Below are 26,614 nucleotides of genomic sequence, written 5' to 3'. Positions count from 1 at the left end.
CCGAACTCAAAGCCATTAATTCTTTTCCGCCACAAGATTCCCTACTGCTTTGGTTCTCCGATTTTCCTAAGAGTTCTGTGCTGCGAGTAAGTGATTGAAAATAGATTCAGTAGTGGGTATTAATAGCCGTGGCACAAGTTGTTATAGAAAACGTTTACAAAAGCTTTTCCGGTCGTCAAGGGGAAGTCGTCGCAGCGATCGCGCCTGAACCTCTGCTGACGCCAGTCGATGAGGGATCGCTGGTTGTAGATGACAAACCTTCGTCTCCCTCTGGAGCAACAAATGTCTTGCGACGGATTAACCTGACGGTGCAAGATGGCGAGTTTATGGTGTTGGTAGGCCCTTCTGGCTGTGGCAAAAGTACGCTGTTGCGGCTGATTGCGGGACTGGAAGAATTAACGGGGGGCAATATCCGAGTGGGAGACACTCTCGTGAACGATTTGCCGCCAAAGGAACGCGACATCGCAATGGTGTTTCAAAACTATGCCCTCTATCCCCACATGACGGTGTATGACAATATTGCCTTTGGGTTGCGGCGCACGGGGCGCAGAGGCGCGGGGGAGAGTCCTCAGGATGGGCAGGGGGACCCCGCCCCTACTTCTAAGATGCCCATCTGGGCGGAAAATCTGTTGGTGGAAATGACGCGATCGCTTCCCAAGCATCTTCGCTACATACCCGAACGCGAGAAAGCGATTAACGAGCAGGTGCGGACGGTTGCTCAATTGTTGCAAATTGAGCCGCTCCTAAACAGGTTGCCAAAACAACTATCAGGAGGGCAAAAGCAGCGAGTCGCATTGGGACGAGCGATCGCGCGCAATCCTCAAGTATTTTTGATGGATGAACCACTTTCAAACTTAGATGCCAAACTTCGGGCAGAAACTCGCGCCCAAATTGTTAAGTTGCAGCGACAGCTTGGCACAACAACCATTTACGTTACTCACGACCAAACGGAAGCGATGACGATGGGCGATCGCATCGCGGTGATGAATCACGGAAAAATCCAGCAAATCGCTGCACCGTTGGAACTTTACAACCAGCCAGCCAACCGCTTCGTGGCAGAATTCATTGGTTCGCCGCCGATGAACTTTTTGCCGGTGCAAGTGAAAGCACCTCTCCTCATTACCCATTCTCAATTTCGGCTCACTCTCCCCGATGTTTGGGCGTCAGCACTGCAAAAATACGATGGGCAATCCCTGACTTTAGGCATCCGTCCCGAACACTTGATCGTTGGCGTTCCCGCCCCCAAAAATCTCCAAGTGCGAGTAGATTTGGTGGAAGCACTAGGCAACGAAACTTATTTATCTGCCACTCTCCTAGAGTCAGCGATCGCATATCCCTTACAGGTACGCATTCCTCCAGACAAAGCGGTGCGAATTGGCGATCGCTTGTGGTTATCGCTGATGCCAGAGAAAATTCATTTCTTCGATCCACAGACTGGCATCGCAATTCTCTCGCGTTAGTTGGATTTTTGCGATTTAGCAAGACTTTTTTCGGCAATAAGCTGTTGGGTACTATTCGCTCATCTACCACTTACCAAAAGAGCATCTTCCCCCGCTATAGGCATAAACTCAGAAAATAATTTTTACCCCTAACAACCGAACTCATTCAATCCAAAATCCAAAATTCACATAACCCCATGACAACTCTCAACGCCCGCAATTTATCTCTAGATGATGTTCATCGTCTTTTAAACTTTCAGGAGCAGTACAATGGTTCTTTCACACCGTTGTTATCTTTAGAACCTCTAACAGAGTTTGAACAGCAAGAACTATTACAAATTTGGGATGACTTTCGCCACTATTTAACAGCAGGAAAAGTGCTGGAAGGACAGGTAAAGCTTCTTACCGTTGCTCCGTTACTGCGATTAGCTGGCTTTTACCGCTACCCTATCCACATTAGCTTGGAAGAGGGTATCGCAGATATCAATATCACAGATGAAGACACCATCATTACAGGACGGTTGGATATTTTAGCCGTCAAGAAAACTCACCAGACAACAGCTAACGGGTCTTTTTGGGTTTTGGTCATTGAAGCTAAAAACAGTCAGGTTGAAGCTTTCACGGGTCTTCCTCAACTCCTTACCTATGCCCATAAAAGTTTAGAACATCAAACATCCGTTTGGGGACTAACGACAAACGGGCTGCGATATCAATTAGTGTATATTCAGCGGGGAAATCCCCCGACTTATCTGCTAATGCCAGAGTTAAACTTGATTGATTCTGAGCGTTTAACCCAATTACTACAAGTTCTCAAAGCTATCTGTAAAGTCATAGGCTAGTCAGTAGTTATCTGAGCTATGGCAGCACGCTCGCGTATTCTTTCAATTAACTTTAGAAAGCGGCTTCCATCTTTACACTGGCTGTTTTTGTAAACTTCCTATCACTTCTAATAGTTCGCTAGGTTTGTCAATCAAAAAATCTGGGTGATGTTTGGCTAAAACTTCTTTTGAATTAAAACCCCAACTAACTGAAATTACTTTTATCCGGCTTTTTCTTGCCGCTTCGATATCTCTTGTTTCATCTCCAACATAAACCATCTCATTAATTTGCATATCTTGTTTTTTAGAAAAACTATTAATTACTTTGTGTTTTCCAAAAATCGTTGGGGCTGAATAAATAAAATCAAATAAGTCTATAAAATCATTCTGTTTCAAAAAAATCGAAACATTTTCCTTGGAATTAGATGTTATAATCCCTAATCGGTACCCCAGATTTTTTAACTCTGTAAAAGTTTCTTTAATCCCTGGAAAAGGTTTTAAATCTTGAACCTGATTATGTAATCTTGTTCTAACTTTCCTAAGTAGAAAGGGTAACTTAAAGATAGAAACCCCAGAAAATTTAATAATTTGGCTAGAACTTAAATTTTTAATCTTTTCGATATCTTCTAGACTGACTGGCTGATGCCCGAATTCTACGGCTAAACGATTAGTAATATTCACGACGGCATCAAGGCTATCAGCAATTGTGCCATCGAAATCAAAAATTATGACTTTTACGGTCATTGTTTTGGGTGTTATCTCAACTTGGGCTGAATTTTGTCTTGTGTAGTGCCTACTTGCTGGCGCTATGTCATACGTCGAGTGGTGCTTTTGCTTCCAAATTTGCCCTAGCATTGCGCCGCAACATCTCTGGTTTGATCCGCCGCAGCGCTGAGGCGGGAAACCGACGATCCCACTCTTCATCGGAAATTTCCGCTAATTCGCTTAGAAGGGGAGCTACATTTTCAGAATACGGCTGAAAATCGGCAACATCCGTAGGCTGAGCAAAACGCTGATTCCAAGGGCAAACATCCTGGCAGATATCGCAACCAGCAACCCAGCCTTGCAGAGGAGATGCGATCGCTGCCACTCCGTCCTGCTTCGCTAACGGTTTCGCTTCGCTTAGCGCGTCTGGTAACTTTTCAGCCCGATTCTCAATTGTGTGGTAAGCGATGCACCGATTAGCGTCTATGACAAAGGGCTGGGTAATTGCACCCGTGGGACAAGCATCGATACAACGAGTGCAAGTGCCACAGTGTTCAGTATGGGGCAAGTCAGGCGTTAAGTCGAGGTTGGTCAATACTTCCCCTAAAAATACCCAAGAACCATACTCGCGCGTAATGACATTTCCATTCTTGGCAATCCAACCAATTCCAGCTTGCTGTGCCCAAACTTTATCTTGCACGGGGCCAGTATCAGCATAGTAACGCGCAGAGATGCCTTCTCCCTGCTCTTGCAGCCAAGTGGTGAGTGCTTTCAGCTTTTTATGCAGGATCTTGTGATAATCCCTTCCCCAGCCATAGCGGGAGATTTTGGCGTATTCCTTACCTTCGGGACGCTGGTGAGGCGTGTAATAGTTGAGGGCCACACAAATTAGCGATCGCACTTCTGGCATGACTCGATGGATATCTTGCCGCTTAGGATTCGCCATCCATTCCATGTCCGCCTGATAGCCTTGTGCCAGCCATGCCTGCAACGGCTGTACTTCCACTTCTGCCCCATCTACAGCCGCGATTCCTGCCTTGTGGAATCCCAACTCCAAGGCTTTTTGCTTCACTTCGCGACTACTGATGGGTACTTTCACAAGGTTTGATGGCGATCGCATCTGACTCGAATCATTATAGTTTCTCGGATTTCGGTTTTGCACCTAGCGGTTGAAACCGCAGCAACACAGATGCAAAAGCAGGAAAGTTCTGAACAATCCCTCCAGAAGCGCAGGTGCGAACCTGCTGTTTTGTTTAATACTGATCGGTGTGGTTTGTAGGAAATGCCATGACACCAGCTGACGATCTAGTTTTAACTTCGGAATCTGAATTTACCACTGAGCTGACAATTGCCGGAATAACAGAGCCTGTCGTGCTGCGCTATTTTGAAACGATGAATGCAGGAGACTTTGAAGCAACTGCTGCTTTGTTTGCAGAGGATGGGGAAATGAATCCCCCATTTGAGTCGCCGATTGTGGGACATGATGCGATCGCATCTTACCTGCAAGCAGAAGCCAAGGGCATGACTCTCTCCCCCCGTGAAGGAATTTCCGAAACCCTAGAAGACGGCAACACGCAGATTCAGGTTGGTGGTAAGGTACAAACTCTCGTTTTTGGCGTCAATGTCTCCTGGATATTTATCCTCAATCCACAGCGTCAAATTATTTTTACCCGGATCAAACTATTAGCATCTCCCCAAGAGTTACTGAACTTACGCCGTTGATTACGCGCTTAGATAAGGATTTTTACCTCGATCCCAGGTTTAGCCTGGGATCGAGTCATTTTATAAGTCAACTCTTCTTTGTGAAACTTATAAATTTCCTGTAAAACGATCGCTATTCGCTTTACTTTTTTTAACAAAAAGAGGCGATGCCACTCCATTGACCCGGCTCGCCTAGATCGATGTGCTGGTTCCTATTAAAAAACCTCAGGCTATCCAGCTCATGAGGTCAGAAAATACCCGGTTAAAAGCTCTGTTTGGTTCCTAATTATGTCTATTTTTTGGGCACCCTGATGGCATAAAAAACCATCAATCCCACGATGCTATGCTTTTGTCGCTTCTGGCAAACTCGCTTCTAACTTCAAACAGTTACGACCGTTTACTTGTAAGCGATACTCTACTCGATCCATTAACCTATTCATAATCAGCCACCCATAACCGCTTTCCTGTTTATCATTCGGGGTAGGCGGGAGATAAGTTGATAAGTCAAATCCCTGACCGTGATCCCAAATTTCGAGAGCAATATCCCGATTTTTTAGTTCTAGGCGAATTAGCACGGGCAAATTTGGTTGCTCCTTATGAGCATGACGCACCACATTCGAGTATGCTTCCACCAAAGCCAATCGCAAGCGATTCGATTGACGAGGCCAATCCACCGAGTCGGTCAGTTCGACTTCCAAACATCCCAGTAGCCAGCTTTCAACAATTGTTAAAAACTTCAAATCACTTGGTATGTGCAGCTCCGTTTTCATGTACTTAAAGAACCTCCAGAGAGAGTATAGTTTGGTCGTCTTCCTGAACGTTATTGGTGTGTTCTCGAATCCGCGCGAGTAAGTTATTCAAATCGAAAGGTACTGGCTCAAGGCATACAAGTTTCCAAAGCCCATCTTGTGTCAGCATACTACTCGTACCTTCAAAGCTGCCAGTGGTAACTTCTGCCGTCGGCGCGATCTCCGAAGCAGTATGTCGAAGGCTACTTTCTTGGGTGACAGTCGCCTCGGTAATCCCGTCACTCGTCAGTAGCAGAATTTCACCTGAATTTAAGGTCAGTTGCCCCTGCTTAGCTTTCCAGATGGGTAAAATTCCCAAAGGGATGCCGCGAGTCTTGAGAAAATTTGGTTCCAGCGCCGAGTCTGAAGTAGGTGCCGCTCTTTGTTGCACGACTTCCCGATTAGACCAGACTAAGGGATAGATGTGACCGGCGTTGGCATATACCAGCTCTTGAGTGGCTGGGGTATAACGAGCCAGCACCATCGTGATAAAGCAGTTGGTGCTGACGAGATCGTTGGACATAATGCTGTTAAGATTCCGCATGACGACATCTGGCTCCGGAGAAATTTCCTGAGCGAGTTCCCGGCGCAGAATAGAAATTGCACTTGCCATAAATAGAGCCGCGGGGACGCCTTTCCCAGAGACATCTCCCACTGCCAGCCAAACATCGCCTTGGGGATGGACATACACTTCAAAAAAATCACCCCCCACTTCTCTAGCGGCGACGCAGCAGGCTTGCACCTGCATCCCTTCTACTTCAGGCCAACTTTGGCGGAGGAGGTTATTTTGAATTTGACGAGCGACTTCTAGTTCGGCACGCATTTGCTGAGCTTGCTGCTGCGTGCGCTGGTAGAGTTTCGCCTGAGAAAGCGCCAAAGCGGCTTGTTCCGCGACGCCTTCTATCAGCTGAACTTCGTCGGGTGCCCAGAGGCGATCGCTATTTTCTTGATAGAGGCAGAGAACCGCTAACACCTGCTGCTGGAAGATCAGCGGCACTCCTAACTGAGTGGAACGCCTTCCCTCTTGTTCGCCTTGGGCAAGTTGGATCTTACGACTTTCCAGGGCTGCTTGGAGTAAGGAGTCTGAGTCGTGTTCCGGTACTGGGGGTTCTGTATCCTCGCTCGGCTCATTTGGAGTTGGATAGAAAAAAATTTCGCTGGTCAAGCGATCGCTCTCTACGGGTCGCAGAACGCAATAACTCGCCTCAAAAGCTTGCCCAATGGTATTGGCAACGGTTTGCAGCATACTCTGGTAATCTAGCGACTCCCGAATTGCCGTTGTCACCGCATTCAAGAGTTCTTCTCGGCGCAAGGCGCGGCGCAGTTCGTTCGTCCTTTGCTTCAGCACGCGGTAAGTTTCCGCGGCTTGTTGAACCACTGCTTTTAAGTTCTCCGGGTTCCAGGGTTTGGTGATGTACTTGAACACCTGACCGGAGTTAATCGCATCGACTAAATCTTCGACATCCGTGTAGCCGGTTAGGAGAATCCGGATGGTGTCGGGAAAGCGCTCAACTGTTTTACTTAAAAATTCGGTTCCATTCATTTGGGGCATGCGCTGGTCAGAAATAATCACAGCCATTTCCCCTTCCGTGTCCAAAACTTGAATGGCGCTGAAGGCACTGTCGGCTTTGAAGACGCGAAAATCTCGCCGAAATGTCCGATAAAGTAAATCTAGGTTGTCATGCTCGTCATCAACCACCATCAGTTTGAGTTTGCTCCCTTCTGCCTGACTCATCGGCACACTCCGCTTCCCGCTTAATTAGATCATCGACAGCTTGAGGGGATTTTCACTCCTCATCCCTTGCCTGCATATCGCCAACCGGAGCAAAATCCGGTTCTCGCTTTTATTTCTCGTGATGCTGCTGATTGATGATTCGATAGAATAACAGCTTTGAGGGCATTCTGAGACGCCCATTGACTAAGGTTTGTTACTCGACCAACTGACTACGGGTTAAATACCGCTGCCAGGATATAGAGGCGAGCATAGCTGCCAGGTTGTGGCAGCTACAGAGGGTTCACCGATGTCAAGCCAAGCAGAAGTCAACTCATACCGAGCGCCCGATCCTCCACAAGCAAAGGTATTTATCCGACTAAGCCAGAGCGTAGAGCACGCACCGCCGCTTGGGTGCGGTCATCGGCACACAGCTTGTTCAAAATATTCCGGACGTGGGTTTTGACAGTTCCGACAGTGATGTAGAGCTTTTCCGCGATCGCGGCATTGCTGCACCCTTCAACAATCAGCTGCAAAACTTCTAATTCCCGTTCCGTCAGCGGATAAGCTTCAATTAGCTGGCTGTATTCCGGTTCGGTGGCATTGATAATCACCGTTTTGGATATGGCTGCTTGATCCAATCCTGTCTGACTAGATCGAGTTTGCTGCAAGACAATCCGGGCGATCGCTGGGTCGATCCAGCCGTTGCCTTCGTGCGTCACTTGCAGCGCTTCGAGCAACTTATCAAAACTAATGTTTTTCATGCAGTAGGAATCTGCACCTGCTGCAAATGCCGCTAATACCGCTTCTTCGTCATCTTGTAAAGTCAACACCAGTATCTTGGTATGACCCCCATCCTCCGAAGCCACCTGCCATTCCCTAAACGTCCTCGTCAATTCAATTCCGTCCATATCGGGCAGGCCAATATCGACAATCGCCACATCTGGCTTGGTCGTTTCCAGTAATTTCAGACCTTCAGTGGCATTGGCGGCTTCACCTACAAATTCAATTTCCCCGCGCTGTTGCAGCGCTGTCCGGATGCCGACCCTAGTCAGGTCGTGGTCTTCAATTAAAGCGACGCGAATTTGACTCATCTTCTCTTCCACACTTTGCAATTCTATGGACTTTCTAAAAATAAAGATTTCCTAAAGAGTTTGCAGTCGTCAATCTACTGCCATTCTTTGCGTGTTCTAGTATTAGTAATTTATACCCTCCTCATCTGTTTGAGGTGATATTTTTACTGGCGGGGACATGGCAAACCTAACCATAAACCAAAGCTTGAGCGCGGCAGTCTTTTAAAGGGGACAGTTTGGCAATTGGTCAATTTTAGTACGAGTGTACGATCGATAACTGCAACAAACCACTAACCATCTGGATTTTACCTTTCTGCTGGAGCGCACAATGCGGTTTTTTTTGGTTGAGTCAGGTGGCTGAACTGGGAAAATGCCTTGCTCAACATCACCAGACGTGGCAGACAGCAGAATCTCAGATTTTTACTTGCCAATGGCAGCACGAGCAGCCCAGAGTTCAACTACCGCTGGTATGAGTATACCGGGTTGGCAGCATGAGAATCATCCGGGCTGGAGAATTCTTTAAAGGAATCTCTTTGCCAAACCGTCTAGAGCCGAAGCAGCGAGCATAGATAGCTCGTTCAGTTACACCCCGATCCCAGGACTGTACCTGTTACAGAACCGGATTGTGTCGGCTTTGGACTTGGCAAGTTGGGCGATCGCTTTCTTCATCAGTAGCCACTCACTCGTTATCAGCCACCATCTACACTTTCACTGGGACAGCACCCAAGTTAGTTAAGCTAAAAGCTTAAGCTAAAAGTCAAAGCTTGCAATGGCTCCTTCTGGAACTCAATACCTACACCTTCTTTGGTCCGATCTTCCCGTGCGTCGGCGAGGTGCCCTGATCATCGCCATCCCGATCATGTGTCTTTTAACGTCGGTGGTGGTATTTGCTGGGCTGCAACGCAGTACTGCAACGGCGCAAAATTATGTTGACAAAACGCAGAAGGTGCTATTACAAGCCAATCGCTTGCTCACAGCGATAGTGGATGCCGAAACAGGGGTTCGGGGTTATGCCTTAACTTACCGCCCGGAATATCTGGAACCTTATAACGCAGCGATCGCAAGCATTCCTCAATTCCTCCAAGAACTGGATAATTCCGTCAAAGATAAGCCGCAACAGCTGCAACGAGTCCAGCAGCTTCAAAAGCTGGTACGGCAAAAAGTCAGCATAATGAACCAGAATGTGGCTCGGATAAAAGTCGTCAAGCAGGGAAATGCTGGCAGTTTCCGATTGGAGCCTCAAGCCAAAACCACGATGGATGCCATTCGTCGGCAAATTGCCCTGTTCTCCGCCGAGGAAGCTCGTTTGCTTGACCAGCGCAGCCGAGACTTAAAGCATCAGCAGCGAATTACCATTGGCGTACTCAGCGCCACAGCAACACTCGGTCTTCTGGGATCGCTAGCAGCGGTGTATCTGTTCGATCAGCTCGACCGGGAACTGGCAGGACAACAAACGGGTTTGCGTGAAAGTAACATTCGCATCCGTGCCATTTTAGACAATGTGGTAGATGGGATTATCACTATCAACGATCAAGGTCATATTGAGTCTTTTAATCAAGCTGCTACCTTAATGTTTGGGTACGAACCCGCCGAAGCGATTGGCAAAAACCTGAAACTCTTGGTGGCGCAGCCCTTCAGCGGTGATAGCATCCAGGCGCTCAACCACTTTGTGGGCAACAACCCAGTCAAAATGCGGCAACTGCAAGAAACGGTAGGACGCCGCAAGAATGGCACCACGTTCCCAATGGAGTTAGCGTTTAGCGAGATACATTCTTACAATCAGCGCTTGCTGATTGGGATTATGCGGGACATTACGGATCGCCAGCAAGCTGAGGAAATGCTGCGAAAACAAGCGACATTGCTGGATCTGGCAAATGACGCGATTTTGGTGCGCGATCGCGACGATCGGATTACTTATTGGAATCTGGGGGCAGAACGGCTGTACGGTTGGACAAAGAAAGAAGCCCTCGGTCAATACGCCCACGAACTCTTGAGAACCGAATTTCCCCCCAATATCGAAGAAATCGACGAAATGTTTCTTCACGACGGGTATTGGAAAGGCGAACTGCTCGACACTAAGCGCGATGGTACGCAGATTCGCGTTTCTAGCCGATGGACATTGCAGACAGACGATGAGGGCGAACCCTTAGCGACCCTGGAAATCAACAGCGACATCACCGAACGCAAACAAGCAGAAGAAGATTTGCGATCGCGTGCAGGGGAATTAGCCCGCTTAAGCGCCATCCTTGCCCAAACCAATATTGCTTTAGAGAAACGCAACCAAGAACTCGATCAGTTTGCCTATATTGTCTCCCACGACCTCAAAGCACCGCTGAGAGCGATCGCTAATCTCTCCACTTGGATTGAAGAAGACATCTCCGACCAACTGACTGAAGAAACTAGGCACAATCTGGACTTAATGCGATCGCGCGTTCATCGCATGGAAGCGCTGATCAATGGCGTCCTTCAATATTCCCGCGTTGGGCGTATAAAGGCGTCTGTGGAATTGGTGGATGTGGAAAAACTTCTCGCAGAGGTCATTGACACCCTCGCACCGCCACCGGCTTTTACCATCGCCGTAAACCCTGGAATGCCTACCCTACGCACCGAACGCTTGCCCCTACAACAGGTGTTTGCCAATCTGATTAGCAACGCGATTAAACACAACCCCCAAACAGAGGGACAAGTGACAATATCTGTTCAAGACCAAAGTAACTTTTATGAGTTTGCCGTGGCAGATAACGGGCCAGGAATTGCCCCCGAATATCACGAGAAGGTTTTTGCCATCTTTGAGACTTTACAAGCTCGCGATATCGTCGAAAACACGGGCATCGGTCTAACCCTGGTCAAAAAAATTGTTGAAACCCAAGGAGGAACCATCTGGGTAGAATCTCAAGCAGGCAAAGGAGCAACCTTTCGCTTTACCTGGTCGAAATCGGTTCTGAGTACCTAAACTCATCTCAGGCACCCGTCTTAAGCTGGCGGTTGAAAGCGCGTCTAAACATCCCAGAGGCGTTCAATCTTCTCCCCTCTCCGTGAAGGTCGAGGGGCTGGGGGTGAGGTTCCTTCTTGCACTCAAGAGAGAACTGCGATAAACAAAACCATCCTTGCTTAGGCGTACAAAAGTACCAATTCAAAAACTTTTGGTCTGCATCTAATGCGAGTTTTAAATCTTCGATTGGTACTAAAACTTACTTTTTTACTTTCGTTAAAACTTAAACTTTTTTTTAAATTCAAGCCTTTAGTAAGGATTCCTTAATCTAGATTCGATAGAGTAACGGTGCAAATTGTAGATGCCGAATCTCTATAATCGTCCCTATGGCTGATGCTACGTCAGGGTTGATTCTACTAAAAAGCAACTACAAAAACTCTGGCGCGAATTAACAAGCCAGGGCTAGGCTAACGCCTCGCTCCGAAGACACGCGATCGCAACTCCAACTCAATTGCGCGGACTTTCTGGAGCGAGTTCTATAATACTGGATGCAATCCGACTGAACACAGCGGAAAACCCTAGGCAATCGATCACCTTCCTAGTGGTTGATGCCTGAGAAAGTGGTTTTATGGCAATTTGTGTTTAGAAGGATGAAACTTTTGCCAGGGGTAGGCTTCCAGGTAATGCGTTACGGTATCGCTCTATTAGCGGTGACACTAGCACTGCTAATTAAACTGATTCTAAACATTCTAACTGGTGGAAAAGAAACTCCTTTTCTAATACTTTTTGCTGCCATATTGGTGGGCATCTGGTACGGTGGCACGAAACTCGGTCTGTGGAGCGCTGTTTTAGCGGCTTTCGCCAATGTAAAAAAGTACCCAGAGGCGGGAAGCCCAAGCGAAAATTCCGTTTTGGAAACGAGGCTGAGTAGTGCTGTTAGCAATTATCCTCAGATGTCTCTAAAAACGCCAGACCGAAGCCGCGATCGCTCCTGGGAGGAAATGCTCAGCGATCGCGGCTTCTTACAGCCAACTCCAACGGCATCGGGAGATGAACTGCACAAACTCAACTTCCATCTAGAAAACTCACCCTTAGCGCTCATCGAGTGGGACAGCAACTTTCGAGTGGCGAGGTGGTCGCGGGAAGCTGAAGCGCTCTTCGGATGGCGAAGCGCCGAAGTAACGGGTAAACATCCTCAGGAATGGCAATTTATCTACGCCGAAGATGTAGCAGTAGTCAATGATGAGATCGGACGGTTGCTCAAAGGCAGCGAAGGGCGCAGCGTGTCCCAAAACCGTAACTATACAAAAGATGGCTCGATTGTCTACTGCGAGTGGTACAACTCCGCTTTGCTAGATGAATCGGGTCGCTTGATGTCAGTGTTATCTTTGGTTCTGGATGTTACCAGTCGGCAGCAAACGCAAGCAGCGCTACATACGAGCGAGGAGCGACTGCGATTGTCCCTGGAGGCAGGACGGATGGGGATCTGGGACTGGAATATCCTTACTGGCGAGCTGACGTGGTCAGAGACTCTAGAACGCATGCACGGTTTACTTCCCGGAACTTTTGCCGGTACGTTTGCCGCCTTCCTAGAAGTAGTGCATCCAGAGGATCGGGATTCCTTGAAAAAGGCGATCGCTCAGTCAGTCGAGCAGAAGACTGATTTTGAGCTTGAATTTCGCATCGTTTGGCCTGACAGTAGCATCCACTGGATCTCTGGAAAAGGTCAGGTTTTGTGCGACGAAACCGGCAAGGCAGTACGCACGATTGGGGTGGGTACGGACATCAGCGAAAGCCATCGGCACGCTACGCTACGCCAGCGAATTAACGAACAACAGCACTTTTTGGGTGAAGCGACGACCCTCCTGACTAGCTCCCTTGACTATCAAACTACCTTAGAAACCCTGGCTCATCTAGCAGTTCCCCAGCTAGCTGACTGGTGTTCTATCGATATGCTCGACGAAAATCAAACAATTCGCCGACTGGCAGTTGTCCATCAAGACCCATCGAAGGTCGATTGGGCTTACCAATTGCAGGAGCGCTACCCGCCCGATCCCGATGAAGCTTATGGTCTCCCCAACGTTTTACGCACGGGTCAGGCGGAGTTATACGCGGAGATTCCCGACTCCCTCCTGGTAGAGGCGGCTCGCGATCCCGAACACCTAGAAATCTTGAGACAGATAGGCTTTACATCGGCAATGGTGGTGCCCCTGGTAGCTCGCGGACGCACCTTGGGGGCAATTACCTTTACCTCAGCCGAGTCGGGTCGTCGCTACGGTCAAGCTGACCTGACCTTTGCCTGCGAACTTGCCCGTCGCGCCGCTTTAGCTGTTGACAACGCGGGTCTGTTTAAAACGCTGCAACAAGAACTCGCAGAGCGTCAGCGAACGGAGGCGGCATTGCGGGAAAGCGAAGAACGCTTCCGCACGATGGCAGATAGTGCCCCCGTCTTGTTATGGGTGGCAGATCGGGATGGGCGATGTCATTTCTTCAATCAGCGTTGGCTGAGCTTCCGAGGGCGAACCTTGGAGGAAGAACTCGACAAAGGTTGGGCAGAAGGCGTGCATCCAGAGGATTTGCCGCGCTGTTTGGATACTTATCGGGCGGCTTCTCATGTCCAAAAAAATTTCCAAATGGAGTACCGTCTATTGCGGGCAGATGGGCAGTATCGCTGGGTCTTAGATACCGGAACGCCACGATTTTTGGCGGATGGGAGTTTTGCGGGTTATATTGGCTCGTGTATTGACATTACTGAGCGAAAATTTGCCGAAGAAGCTTTGCGCGATCGCGCGGCGGAATTAGCCCGTCTGAGTAACATCCTCACCAAAACTAACGCCGCTTTAGAAAAACGCAACGCCGAACTCGACCACTTCGCTTATATTGTTTCCCACGATCTCAAGGCACCTCTAAGAGCGATCGCTAACCTCTCCACTTGGATTGAAGAAGACCTACTCGACTTTCTAAATCCGGAAACCCAGCAGAATATGAATTTACTGCGGGGGCGCGTTCATCGGATGGAAGCTCTAATCAACGGTCTTTTGCAGTATTCTCGTGTGGGGCGGGTTAAGACCTTTGTGGATCTTGTGGACGTTGACACCTTACTGGCAGAAGTTATCAACACGCTTGCACCTCCACCCACGTTCGCTATCACCATCCAGCCCGGAATGCCTACCTTCCACACCGAGCGCTTGCCCTTAGAACAAGTGTTTGCAAATCTGCTCAGCAATTCCTTCAAACACCACCCTCGGTTGGATGGAAGCGCGACTATATCAGTACAAGATAAAGAAACATTCTATGAATTTGCCGTGGCAGATGATGGGTGTGGGATCGCTCCTGAATATCATGAAAAAATTTTTGTCATGTTTCAAACTCTGGAGGCACGAGATAAGGTAGAAAACACCGGCGTGGGACTCGCCATCGTTAAGAAAATCATCGAAAACAAAGGAGGAACCATTCGCCTGGAATCTCAAGTCAATCAAGGGTCAACTTTCTACTTTACCTGGCCCAAACAACCCAGTAGTAACAATTCGCTTTTTGTCTAGATATGGATATCACTAATAAAAAAATGAATAAAAAAATAATAATCAATAGTTTTTTAAATCATGGTAGATAAGATGACAAACCTTTTGCTAGTTGATGACGACGAAGTTGATGTGATGACCGTAAAACGGGCATTCAAAAAAAATAATATTCAAAATCCCTTCTATGTCGCCAATAACGGGCTAGAAGCACTGGCTATGTTGCGGGGGACTGACGATTCAACAAAGGTTCCGCGAGAGCGGCGGCTGGTCTTACTCGACTTGAATATGCCCAAAATGGGTGGAATTGAATTTTTGCGTGAATTGCGGGCAGACCCAGAACTCAAAGCAATTCCAGTGATTGTACTAACGACTTCCAATGAAGATAAAGACAAGGTGGAAGCCTACAATCTCAATGTAGCGGGTTATATTGTCAAACCCGTAACATTTGCTAAATTCGTGGAGGTAGTGGCAACGCTCAATCAATATTGGATGCTTAGTGAAATGCCCTAATTTTGGAGAATGGGTAATGGATTGTAAGAGTGATGAGTGATGAGTGGTGAGTTACAAGAGAATTCTTTAATTCAAAACTTAAAATTTAAAACTCAAAGCTTTTTACGAATTCCGTCCTTGAATGGTTATGGAAGAAAAGTTAAAAATCCTGGTAGTCGATGATGATGAAGTAGACCGGATGGCGGTTCGCCGGTCGCTCAAAACGGCTGGCGTGCAAATGGAATTAGTAGAAACCAGCGACTGCCAAGGAGCGATCGCTACTTTACACAGCGACCATTTTGACTGTGTCTTCCTCGACTATCGCTTGCCTGACGGGGATGGACTCACCCTCGTTCAGGATATCCGCTCGTCTGGTTTTAAAATCCCCTTGGTCGTCTTGACGGGTCAGGGAGACGAGCAAACTGCCGTCGAACTGATGAAAGCCGGAGCATCCGACTATATTTCTAAAGGCAAAGTTTCTCCAGAAAGTCTCTCTCGCAGCCTGCACAATGCGCTTCGCCTCTATCGAGCGGAAAGACAGGCATCAGAAGCCAACCAATTACTCAAAGAAAGCGAAGAACGCTATCGATTTGTTCTAGAGGGATCGAACGACGGAATTTGGGACTGGGATATCACCACCAACACAGTTTATTGGAATGACCGCTGTTTTGAAATCAGCGGCTTGTCCCGTGAAGAATTTGTCGGCAATTACCAGGCATTGTGCCAACTTTTGCATCCAGAAGATCGATACCGCATCGTCCAGAGCATCCGCGATCACCTGGAGCATCAAGTTGAATGTAATGTGGAATTTAAGCTGTTGCACGCTTCTGGGCATTATCGTTACTGCATTGCCAGAGGCAAAGCCCAGCGAGATGGGAACGGCAAGCCTTTCCGGATGTCTGGAATTATTAGCGATATTACAGAGCGCAAGCGGGCATTAGAAAACCAGCGATTTCTGGCAGAAGCGAGTGCTGTCCTTTCAGCTTCTCTAGATTACAAAACAACCCTGGAGAATCTGGCTCAATTGGCAGTGCCCCACTTAGCCGACGTGTGCATAGTAGATATTCTGGCAGCGGACGGCTCAATTCATCGGATGGGGACGGCTTATCCAAACCCCTCTCCAGAGAAGTTGGTGCAAGAGGTGCTGCATCTGTTCCCCCCCGACCCGGATGGAGAACACCCCGCAAGCATTGTATTACGCACGGGCAAACCAAAATTTGCCGTTGAAATTGACGACGAAATGCTCGTAGCTGCGACCCGCAATGCCGAACATCTGCAAATCGTTCGGGAGCTGGGTTTTCAGTCTTACATGGTGGTGCCCCTGTTGGTGCGCGATCGCACGTTGGGGGCAATTTCCTTGGTGTCCACTCAAGAGAAACGCCGCTACGATGCGATGGACTTGGCTCTGGCAGAGGAACTTGCCCGTCGTGCTGCCTTATCGGTCGAAAATGGAAAATTATACCGAGAAGCGCAAGCGGCGACCGAGAACTTACGCAAGGCGATCATTATTCTGGGCGAACAACAGCAACAACTCCGGACACTCCAGCAGCTGACGAATTTACTAAACCAGCGCCTGAGTGACTTACCCGGTTTGTTACGGGTGATGGTTCAAGCGGTTTGCGATGCGATCGCGGGTGCCCAGTTTTGCTTTATCATGCTGCAAAACCCCCAGTGCAATCGCCTGGTCTTGACGGTGACGGCGGGAATCGGTACGGAAAAATTGCGCCTGGAAGATGGTTTTAGTTCGGGGGAAGGATTGCTTTCTCAGGTGTTTTTGACTGGGATTTCTCAGCTTATCGAAGGGGAACAAGCCGCTTTCCTCCACTCGACATCCGACACCGTAAAGCCCTCAGAGTTGCCAGCTTCACTTTATGTGGTGGCGATTGAGTCCGCGCAAGCGGGACGGTTGGGCGTGCTGGCAATCGGTAATTGGGAAAATTCTCATGCGTTTGACGAAGAAGACCGATATCTGCTGGCGGCGGTGGGAGAACAAGCCGCGATCGCGATTAATAATGCCCGTCTGATCAATGCTTTAGAAGAACGAGAGGAACGCTTAGCTTTACAAAACGAAATCCTGGCTCAGCAAAACAAGGAACTCGAAAATCTTTCCACGCAAATTCAACTTCAGAATCTGCAATTGATGGAAGCAGCGCGGTTGAAATCGCAGTTTCTCGCCACCATGTCCCACGAACTGCGGACGCCGATGAATGCCGTGATCGGCTTTTCTCAACTGCTGTTGCGCCAGCGGCAAAATCAGCTTAGCCCGCAACAATTGGACATGGTGGATCGCATCCTCAGCAATGGGAAACACCTGCTAACGCTGATTAATGACATCCTTGACCTCTCAAAAATTGAAGCCGGAAGATTGGAACTCAAACTGGAAGAATTTAATCTGCCAGTGCTAGTGAGAACAACCGCAGAAGAATTGCGATCGCTTGCTTCAGAAAAGCATTTGGAGCTGCAAGTTGAGGCAAATTTACAAAACCCTCAGATATTGAATGATAGCGCTCGGCTGCGGCAGATTTTGGTAAATCTTCTCTCCAATGCGATTAAATTCACTGACACCGGAAGTGTGTGCATCAAAGTACAAGAAATTTCCCCGGATCAAGTGTTACTAAGCGTTCAAGATACCGGAATTGGAATTGCTGAGGAAAACTTAAAGCATATTTTTGAAGAATTTCGGCAAGTCGATCAGTCCCTCGCCAAAAAATATCCGGGTACGGGTTTAGGGCTTGCCATCACTCACTCATTAGTGCAATTAATGCATGGAAAAATATCAGTGGAAAGTCATTTAGGTCACGGATCTACCTTCAATGTAAAATTTCCCCGCCGAGTCAGTATTTAGCTTGTTTTCATCGAATCAGTTGTGTCGAGGCAGTTCTCAATCAAGGGTGCCCTACACCCTCACAATTCAAATAGAATTGCTCTACACTCAGTAAGCGCTTTCATGCCGAGGATTGATGACGAGTGACAGATGTTAGCCTAAAGTAACCAATACAGGATCTCGAAGCGTCTGCGGCGATGATTCAGCTACTTGTTCGATTGAAAAGAGTTTTGAGAATTCGGTCTTCGCTTGATTGGGTAATTTAATTCATCCGCTGCATTGAGAAAATAAATGTCTGGTCACGATATTATCGTCCTCGGTGCCTCTGCCGGCGGGGTAGAAGCGCTGACTCAACTGGTCAAGGCTTTGCCGCCGGATTTGCCAGCTGCAATCTTTGTCGTCATACACTTCCCTGCCCACAGCACCAGCGCCATGCCAAGTATCCTGAATCGCTGCGGCTCTTTGAAAGCATCTCATCCCAAGGACGGCGAGGCGATTCAATATGGGCGGATTTATGTGGCACCCCCCAATTACCATTTATTAGTTAAACGCGGATACATCCACCTGGCTCGTGGTCCTAAGGAGAACGGTCACAGACCCGCCATCGATCCCCTATTTCGCACGGCAGCCCAGTTCTATGGACGGCGAGTGGTGGGTGTGGTGCTTTCAGGCAATCTTGACGATGGGACGGCGGGACTCGCAGCGGTGAAGCAGCGAGGCGGTGTCGCAGTGGTTCAAGATCCCAACGACGCCTTGTTTCCCGGAATGCCCCGTAGCGCTATCGAGAACGTAGAAGTCGATTATATTTTGCCTTTGTCAGCGATCGCTCCTACCCTGGTAAGCTTGGCTCAAGAGTCAGTGACAGCCGAGGAAAAAGAGCCTGTAACTGATGAGATGGAAATGGAATCCGAGAGCGCAGAATTAAATATGGCTTCCATACACAAAGATGACAGACCCGGAACGCCCTCCGGCTTCGGCTGTCCAGATTGCGGGGGTGCCCTGTGGGAACTGCACGACGGTCAGTTGCTTCGGTTCCGCTGCCGCACGGGTCACGCCTATTCCGGCGAGACTCTGCTGGCAGAGCAATCTGAGGCACTAGAGACGGCACTGTGGAATGCGTTTAGGGCACTAGAAGAACGTGCCGCTTTGTCCCGTCGGATGCATCAAGGGGCACGCGATCGTAACCAAACTCGGTCAGCCAAACGCTTTGAAGAGCAGGCGCACGAAGCTCAGCACAACGCTACCATCATCCGGCAACTGCTTTTAAATGGCAATGGGGACAAAGAGAAAGATACCGAGGTACACCCGGAAAATGGGAAGCAGGTAGAAAAGGAGAATCGGAGAAAAGCAGGATCGAACCCAGAAACCGAAGAAAATTCTCACCCTTTGATTACCTTTCCCATCGTGGCAGTGGCAGCGTCTGCCGGTGGGATAAAAGCCATCACCGAATTGATTTCTGGCTTGCCAAAAGACTTTCCGGCAGCGATCGCCATCGTCCAGCACCTAGACCCCAAACACCCCAGCCTACTCGCAGAAATCCTGAATCGTCGCACGTCTCTACCCGTCAAGCAGGCAGAACCAAGAGAGCAAATGCGTCCGGGGACAATCTATATCGCGCCGCCGAATCATCACCTGCTGATCGACCCTGACGCTACTCTCTCCCTCACCCAGACGAAACTGGTGCATTTTGTCCGTCCCTCCGCTGATCTACTCTTTGAATCAATCGCGGCGAGTTTTAAAGAACGAGCGATCGCGGTTGTCCTCACCGGGACGGGTAAGGATGGTGCAACCGGCATCAGAGCGATTAAACAAATGGGCGGAATCGCGATCGCGCAAGATCGGGAATCTTCGCAGTATTTTGGGATGCCGGGAGCCGCAATTGAAACTGGAGCAGTCGATTGGATACTCCCCTTAAATGAAATTGCTGCTACTTTGGTGAATCTGGTAAATAGCTAATTGCAAATGGCAAATTGTTGTCACCAACTTTAATCATTTATAGATAGAGTTTGCTAATAAAAATAGGGCAAAAAGCTAGCGATCTACCACGAATCGCTAATCAAACTGTGAGCAATCAATGTAACTTTGTTGAAGACTGGGAATCGGAAATCCTCTGTAGTCATTAAGTCCTCAGCTTGCTGCGATTGACAACTAACCTTTCTACCACTCCCAAAGCGTGATATCTAATTACGCTAATATACTTAATTGATGTTGTGTAAAAAAATATTCGATTAAGCGAGTAGCTATTATAGTCATTTTCGATCGGGTAAGATATACAGAGAAAACCTAAGCGCTAACCCTCTTCCCAACGCGGTTGTGGGCGGACAATTCAAAGCCTCTCTCAGATTCTTCTAGAGGAATGGAAGCGAGGTCAAAACCGTATTGCACTTATGGAAAACTGGTATAACTAACAACTACTTATGGATCGCTCAATCCTCAACCCTGAATTTGAAGCGCTGCTAGAGTATCTTAAAGGCAGCCGTGGCTTTGATTTTACTGGCTACAAACGTTCCTCTCTGATGCGTCGCGTCCTGAAAAGGATGCAGATAGTAGGACTGGAAAGCTACAACGATTATATGGATTACCTAGAAGTATATCCAGAAGAATTTATTCACCTGTTTAACACGTTGTTGATTAATGTAACTGCCTTCTTCCGCGATCGCTCAGCCTGGGATTACATTATTGAAGAAATCGTTCCCACCATTGCCGCCCGCAAACAAATCAACGAACCGATCCGCATCTGGAGTGCTGGCTGTGCCTCTGGAGAAGAAGCTTATACTATCGCGATGGCGTTCGCTGAAGCGCTGGGAGTGGAACAGTTCAAAGAACGGGTGAAAATTTATGCCACCGAGTTAGACGAGGAAGCCCTCAATCTAGCCCGCCAAGCGACCTATTCAGCGAAGGATGTCGCGGATCTGGCTCCGGAAATGGTAGAGAAGTACTTCGAGGAATGCGCTCGCGGCTATAACTTTCGCAAGGATCTGCGTCGCTCGGTGATTTTTGGGCGTCACAACTTGACGATTGATGCTCCCATCTCCCGCATTGACTTACTGGTGTGTCGCAACACTTTGATGTATTTCAATGCCGAAACTCAATCTAAAATCCTCTCCCGCTTTCACTTTGCCCTGAATGACAGTGGCTTTATCTTTTTAGGGAAGGCGGAGATGTTGCTCAGCCACAGCCACACTTTCACACCTGTGGATTTGAAGCGGCGTATCTTTACCAAAGCCCATAAAATAGGAATACGCGAACGGTTGTTGCTTATGGCTCAGTCTGGCAGCGAGGAGGCAGTGAACAATCTAGCCACTCATGTCCGCATTCGGGAAGTCGCCTTCGACAGCAGCCCAACATCCCAGATAGTGATAGATGTCAATGGCTTTTTAGTGCTGGTGAACGAACGTGCTAGGGCAATGTTTCCCTTGAGTCCGAAGGATCTGGGTCGCCCCTTGCAAGATTTAGAAATTTCTTATCGTCCCCTGGAATTACGCTCTTGTATCGATCAAGCCTATACGGAGCGCCGACAGATTACTGTCAGGGATGTGCCGTGGCAAACTCCGAAAGGCGAAACGATTACTCTAGACGTGCTGGTGGTACCGCTCGTAGAGGTATCCAACAATCTTTTAGGCGTCACTATTTCCTTCATTGATGTCAGCCGCTACAAACGGCTACAGGACGATCTGCAACAATCCAACCAAGAACTGGAAATGGCTTATGAGGAACTCCAGTCTACGAATGAAGAGTTGGAAACGACGAACGAGGAACTCCAATCCTCTAACGAAGAGTTAGAGACGACAAATGAGGAACTCCAATCCTCTAACGAAGAGCTAGAAACCATGAACGAAGAGCTACAATCCACGAATGAGGAATTGCAGGCTCTTAACGATGAAATGCACCGCCGCAGCGAAGCACTCAACGATGCAAACGCCTTTTTAGAGTCGATTTTAGGCACTCTTCGGGGCGGCATCGTCGTAGTCGGGCGAGATATGCATATCCAGCGTTGGGATCGCAAAGCTGAGGAGTTGTGGGGACTGGGAAGCGATGAAATCCAAGGACAACACTTTCTAAATTTAGATATTGGCTTGCCAGTAGAGCAACTCAAACAGCCGATTCGCAACTGTCTAGCTGGGGAGAACGATTTACAAGAAATTATCCTCAATGCCACTAACCGACGCGGCAAGGCAATTGAGTGTAAAGTCTCTTGTAAACCTTTGTTAGGGAAGGAGGGAGAGATTCGAGAAGTGCTTTTATTCATGGAGGAGCAAGAAGGAGTTCCTGAATGAATGAGGACAAGTTTTCCCAGCAGATAATCCTTCTACAACAACACTTGGCAATCCTGCACAAATATTTATTAGCCATTGATTCATCGCCCCTACAGGCATTAATCTTGCAGCAAATCGTGTTGGCGACGGCAGCGTTTGAGGACTTTTGCTTCGTCTTGGAAGACTTGCTGGTGGCGCACGAGGAGCTATCTCAATCCAACGAGCGTTTGGCAGCGATGGAGAGCGATCGCCAAGACATGAACCAATCTCGACAGTTCCAGGTGCAATACTCTAAACAGAGGCTACAACTTCTCAATGAGCAACTGCGAGCGACTGTCGAAGCATTAGCCAAGAGCGATCGCGCCTTAGAAAATAAAAACCACGACTGGCTTGTCGTCAACGAAAACCTGCAAAGCGCGATCGCCCAAATTAAGACCACTGCTGATAGCTTAGAGGCGCGTAACGAAGATTTACAAATAAAATCAGAACAATTAGATACAAGTAACGAAGAGCTACGCCTAACAACAGAAAAACTGCGGCTGTCCAGCAACCAGGTTAACCAAGCCAACGCCTTTCTCAAATCTATTTTTACCAGCCTACCGGGCGGCATTGCCGTATTAAACCAACAACTGAACATCCAAATCTGGAATCCTCAAGCTGAAGATTTGTGGGGACTACGAAGCGATGAAGTCCAGGGACAGCCCTTTCTAAATTTAAAGATTGGCTTGCCGGTAGAGCAGCTTAGACAGCCGATTCAAAGCTGTTTAACCGGGGACTTGGAATACCACGAAGAAACGCTAGATGCTATCAACCGGCGTGGGAGGACAATTCAGTGTAAAGTCACCTGTATGCCTCTATTTATTTTAAAAAAAGATATTCAGGGAGTGATTGTATTAATGCAAGAATTGCACAGCGCTATGCCAATATTATAAAAATCTCAAAGCTACAGTCTGTCTTGGAATATCTTTTCTAAGTATGTGTAAAAACTCAACCCTACTGGTATAAAACTAACCGCTTTCTAAACCTCGATCCGACAATATAAAAAAAAGTTAAAGTTAGCCGCTTTCTCCCTAAAAAAAGCTAGAATGTTTTATCTTTTTCTTCTTCTAACCAGGCAACGCTTACCGTGAAGTGGGCAGAAGGCTGGGGGATCGGGTTTGTTTGGTTTCGAGAAGGAACGGAAAGGTATGTGGATAAAGCTCTGGTTACGGCTTATGGATTTCACCTAACTTATCAGCCTTAAAGAGGATTTACACATAAATTTCTTACAGTTAACTCAAAGTATGTACATAGTGTCTTTACTAAGATTTTGCACACCTTGTGTGTTACGGGAATTTATTCATTAAAGTTAAGTTCAACGGCACTTGCTGCCAAAAGCTAAAAACTTTGTGTGATTTGTCTAGTTGCTTAGGGCGCTTACAGCTAATCTGATTTCCAAATTGCTCAAAAAGCAAAATGGGTGATTCAAGAGCTTAACAAAAGTTTAAAAAAAGATAGTAATCAAGAATTTCATGACTTTTCACCTAAAAGGAGAGCGGTTTACCGAGAAAATAGAGACGGCACGCCAACGCGCAGCGGCGTTACAGCAGCGTGTCACCGAATCGCCTCAGCAACAGCCAGAGCTGCTAGCGGGATCGCTGGAAGAATTAAAAACCGCTTTGGAAGAATTACACGTAGCCGAAGAAGAACTGCGCCAGCAGAATGAGGAGTTGTTAGGGGCGAGGGGAGCATTGGAATCGGAACGCCAGCGCTACCTAGACCTATTCGAGTTTGCTCCAGACGGCTACCTGGTAACAGATGCGGCGGGAACGATTCGGGAAGCCAACCGCGCCGCCGCTGAGCTTCTCGGTATCTTGCCCACTTACCTAGTGGGCAAACCGCTAATCATATTTGTGCCTGAAGAAGCTCGTCGAGCCTTTCGTTCCCAACTGACTCAGGTGCCAAAATTAGGCTTAGTTCAGGAGTGGGAGGTGCGACTAAAATCGCGTCAAGGCAAACTCTTTAATGCTGCGCTGACTGTCGCCAGCGTCCCAGATAAGCAAGGTAAGGGGTCTTCCCTGCGCTGGATGCTACGTGATATCACCGCCCGCAAGCAAGCGGAGGAGAAAATTCGCTATTATCATTTACAAAATTTGCGCCTTCAAGAAGAAGTCCGGCTGAAGTCGCAGTTTTTGGCGCTGATGTCCCACGAACTGCGGACTCCGATGAATGCGATTCTAGGCTTTTCGCAATTGCTGATGCGCCAAGCTCAGCATCAGCTGGGCCAAAGCCAAATACATATGCTGGAGCGCATTTTTAATAGTGGCAAACACCTACTCAAACTGATTGAGGATATTCTGGACTTCTCTAAGCTAGAGGCGGGAAAGCTGGAATTAAATTTGGAAGAATTTGACTTAGTCGAGCTAGTCACGCAAACGGTGGAAGAACTCCAGAGCTTGGCTCAGCAGAAGCACCTGGAAGTGCATATTCACGTTAGTCTTGATAATCCTTGTGTTGTGAATGACAGTAATCGCGTGCGGCAGGTGTTGGTTAATCTTCTTTCCAATGCGATTAAGTTTACCGATTCGGGTAGCATTACTGTGGATGCTTGCGAACCGACACCCGACCAAATTGCGATCGCGGTCAAAGATACGGGCATTGGGATCGAGGAGTCGGAAGTCCAGCAAATTTTTCAAGAATTTCGACAACTCAGTCAAAGCCTGACGCGCACTCATGGGGGTACGGGTTTAGGGCTTGCCATTACTGACCGATTAGTTCGCATGATGGATGGGAAAATACAGGTGGAAAGTCAGCCGGGAGAGGGTTCAACTTTCCGCCTAGAGTTGCCCCGTGAAGTCACATCAAGCTCTAATACTGCTGTAATCGTGTGATAACTCCCCATCTAGAGAAAAAAGTGCCTCTCCAAACCTCTCCCCAAACCCCTCTCCGAAACGGAGAGGGGTTTTGAATATTTCTCTTGAATATTGCTCCCCTTCCCGATTCCAGGAAGGGGTTGGGAGTTAGGTCTGGCAGCTTTAGCGTGAATCCCTAGCGTTGATTCCACGCTAAAGCTGCATCTCCAACTGCTTTGTCTACCGTCTTTTCCCCTAACATTGCTGCTTGCAAATTCTCATAAATTGCCTTCTGCAACTTGTTGAGATCCTTCATCGCCGGGACTAAAACCTCTGCCGATGTCAATTGGCTGGCACTAATGACGCGAGCTTGTTCTACTGGCGATACCTTCGGATTACTGGCTATCTGGCTTTGGTACTCTTGCACTGCCTGAACTGTAGACGGCAACACGTTCGCCGCCTTAGCAAAAGCCAGCTGATTTTGATCGTTGGTGACAAATAAAGCAAATTTGAGGGCGTCATCCGGATTTGGAGTGTCGCGGGGAATCACCAGATTCATCACCGCTACATTCTTTTTACCCGTTTCGCCGGTAATCTGGGGTGCCGCAGCGGAGACTTGCGCGATCGCTGGGGCGTTCTTCTCAATCGTCGCCATAAACTCTGCGCCCGTTGCTAGCACCGCCGTCTCACCTGCTTGGTACAGTTCAATTGCACGTCGATGCCCTTGTGTCAATACTTCCTGGGGCAACAGCTTCTTCTGGTAAAGGTCTACCCAATACTGAAACGCCGCTTTCCCGGCGGGTGTATTAAAAGCCGCCTCTCCATTGGCATCCACCAATTGAACCCCCATCTGCACCATCGATTCCAGCACCTCAGCCGAATCTTCTGGAACTAGGGTTGCAAAAAACGCATACTTGCCGGTTTTTTCCTTAATTTGTTGAGCAACTTGTGCCAGTTCGGCATAAGTCGCCGGAGGTTTGCTTACCCCAGCAGCTTTAAACAAATCCTGGTTGTAAATCGTCACCCGCGTCGTTAAATACCAGGGAAGTCCAAAACTTTGGTCGCTGAGCGTGCTAGCCTTCCATATATTAGGTAGATATTGCTGACGCACCGCCTGGGGAACTTTAGTATCTAAATTTAACCAAGCATTGCGCGACGCCAACTGAGAGGCAAAGTCCGGATTGAGGTTCGCGACATCGGGTGCTGTTTTTGCCGAAACCGCCGTCAGGATTTTGCTTTCCATCGCACTCCAGGGTACATCTACCCAGCGGACTTTGACGCCGGTATTTTCCGCTTCAAAGTTGGCAATCAGTTTGTTGAAATACTCAGTAAACTGCGGTTGCAGCTGCATCGTCCAGAACTCAATTTCCCCTTTTCCGGATGGGGCAGATCCAGGGCTACAGCTGATAACCCAGCTGAAAATGAACCCTAATAGGGTACAGATGCCCAATCGTCTCCAGGTTTTCCTACGGATCATGTAAATTGCAATTCCACTTTCAGCGCTAGCAGTAACCCAGCTAGCAGTA

The 26,614-nt window shown here is 48.1% G+C and carries 17 protein-coding genes; 11 read left to right on the top strand and 6 right to left on the bottom strand.

What is annotated here, in order from left to right:
* Positions 1 to 128 precede the first annotated feature (128 nt).
* A complete protein-coding gene (locus tag NDI33_RS05385; protein WP_190677029.1) occupies positions 129 to 1,460 on the top strand; it encodes an ATP-binding cassette domain-containing protein in 1,332 nt (443 codons plus the stop codon).
* A gap of 176 nt (positions 1,461 to 1,636) precedes the next feature.
* On the top strand, positions 1,637 to 2,278 hold the full coding sequence (locus NDI33_RS05380) for a restriction endonuclease subunit R (RefSeq protein WP_190677027.1): 642 nt from the start codon (positions 1,637 to 1,639) through the stop codon (positions 2,276 to 2,278).
* Between the two features lie 72 nt (positions 2,279 to 2,350).
* Here the strand turns inward: NDI33_RS05380 and NDI33_RS05375 are convergent, their stop codons facing one another.
* Positions 2,351 to 3,001 (bottom strand): HAD-IA family hydrolase, encoded by a 651-nt coding sequence (locus NDI33_RS05375; RefSeq protein WP_190413601.1) that lies wholly within the window; start codon positions 2,999 to 3,001, stop codon positions 2,351 to 2,353.
* A 67-nt stretch (positions 3,002 to 3,068) separates the two neighbouring features.
* Complete coding sequence (gene queG, locus NDI33_RS05370) at positions 3,069 to 4,082, bottom strand: tRNA epoxyqueuosine(34) reductase QueG (protein ID WP_190677025.1); 1,014 nt, start codon at positions 4,080 to 4,082, stop codon at positions 3,069 to 3,071.
* A gap of 167 nt (positions 4,083 to 4,249) precedes the next feature.
* Here queG and NDI33_RS05365 point away from each other — a divergent pair, with 167 nt between their 5' ends.
* Positions 4,250 to 4,684, top strand: a complete 435-nt coding sequence (locus NDI33_RS05365) for a ketosteroid isomerase family protein (protein ID WP_190677023.1) — start codon at positions 4,250 to 4,252, stop codon at positions 4,682 to 4,684.
* A gap of 320 nt (positions 4,685 to 5,004) precedes the next feature.
* On the opposite strand, the gene NDI33_RS05360 is transcribed toward NDI33_RS05365, so the two are convergent.
* The 3 genes from NDI33_RS05360 to NDI33_RS05350 all read right to left on the bottom strand — a co-directional run bounded on the left by NDI33_RS05360 (position 5,005) and on the right by NDI33_RS05350 (position 8,256).
* Complete coding sequence (locus NDI33_RS05360) at positions 5,005 to 5,433, bottom strand: anti-sigma regulatory factor (protein WP_190413607.1); 429 nt, start codon at positions 5,431 to 5,433, stop codon at positions 5,005 to 5,007.
* Between the two features lie 4 nt (positions 5,434 to 5,437).
* Positions 5,438 to 7,186, bottom strand: coding sequence for a SpoIIE family protein phosphatase (locus tag NDI33_RS05355; protein ID WP_190427441.1), 1,749 nt, complete (start codon positions 7,184 to 7,186; stop codon positions 5,438 to 5,440).
* 347 nt (positions 7,187 to 7,533) lie between these two features.
* Positions 7,534 to 8,256 (bottom strand): response regulator transcription factor, encoded by a 723-nt coding sequence (locus NDI33_RS05350; RefSeq protein WP_190413611.1) that lies wholly within the window; start codon positions 8,254 to 8,256, stop codon positions 7,534 to 7,536.
* Between the two features lie 748 nt (positions 8,257 to 9,004).
* Between NDI33_RS05350 and NDI33_RS05345 the strand changes: the two genes are divergently transcribed.
* The 8 genes from NDI33_RS05345 (at position 9,005) to NDI33_RS05310 (ending at position 25,127) form a co-directional block, all read left to right on the top strand.
* Positions 9,005 to 11,188 (top strand): PAS domain S-box protein, encoded by a 2,184-nt coding sequence (locus tag NDI33_RS05345; RefSeq protein WP_190677021.1) that lies wholly within the window; start codon positions 9,005 to 9,007, stop codon positions 11,186 to 11,188.
* Between the two features lie 629 nt (positions 11,189 to 11,817).
* Positions 11,818 to 14,709, top strand: coding sequence for a PAS domain-containing protein (locus tag NDI33_RS05340; RefSeq protein ID WP_190677020.1), 2,892 nt, complete (start codon positions 11,818 to 11,820; stop codon positions 14,707 to 14,709).
* Between the two features lie 60 nt (positions 14,710 to 14,769).
* Positions 14,770 to 15,198 (top strand): response regulator, encoded by a 429-nt coding sequence (locus NDI33_RS05335; RefSeq protein ID WP_190413616.1) that lies wholly within the window; start codon positions 14,770 to 14,772, stop codon positions 15,196 to 15,198.
* Positions 15,199 to 15,325: 127 nt separating this feature from the next.
* Positions 15,326 to 18,022 (top strand): ATP-binding protein, encoded by a 2,697-nt coding sequence (locus tag NDI33_RS05330; RefSeq protein ID WP_190677115.1) that lies wholly within the window; start codon positions 15,326 to 15,328, stop codon positions 18,020 to 18,022.
* Positions 18,023 to 18,292: 270 nt separating this feature from the next.
* Positions 18,293 to 19,957, top strand: a complete 1,665-nt coding sequence (locus NDI33_RS05325; RefSeq protein WP_190677018.1) for a chemotaxis protein CheB — start codon at positions 18,293 to 18,295, stop codon at positions 19,955 to 19,957.
* 461 nt (positions 19,958 to 20,418) lie between these two features.
* Entirely contained in the window at positions 20,419 to 22,278 is a 1,860-nt protein-coding gene (locus tag NDI33_RS05320) for a CheR family methyltransferase (RefSeq protein WP_190677017.1), read from the top strand.
* A complete protein-coding gene (locus NDI33_RS05315; protein WP_190677016.1) occupies positions 22,275 to 23,189 on the top strand; it encodes a PAS domain S-box protein in 915 nt (304 codons plus the stop codon). Before NDI33_RS05320 ends, NDI33_RS05315 begins: the two co-directional genes overlap by 4 nt.
* A gap of 579 nt (positions 23,190 to 23,768) precedes the next feature.
* On the top strand, positions 23,769 to 25,127 hold the full coding sequence (locus NDI33_RS05310; protein ID WP_190677015.1) for an ATP-binding protein: 1,359 nt from the start codon (positions 23,769 to 23,771) through the stop codon (positions 25,125 to 25,127).
* A gap of 157 nt (positions 25,128 to 25,284) precedes the next feature.
* Here NDI33_RS05310 and NDI33_RS05305 read toward each other — a convergent pair whose 3' ends face one another.
* Positions 25,285 to 26,565, bottom strand: coding sequence for a sugar ABC transporter substrate-binding protein (locus tag NDI33_RS05305; RefSeq protein WP_190677014.1), 1,281 nt, complete (start codon positions 26,563 to 26,565; stop codon positions 25,285 to 25,287).
* Positions 26,566 to 26,614 lie beyond the last annotated feature (49 nt).

It is taken from the genome of Trichocoleus sp. DQ-A1, assembly GCF_039961955.1.
Taxonomy (GTDB): domain Bacteria; phylum Cyanobacteriota; class Cyanobacteriia; order Cyanobacteriales; family FACHB-T130; genus FACHB-T130.
This window is presented reverse-complemented; position numbering and strand designations above follow the sequence as displayed.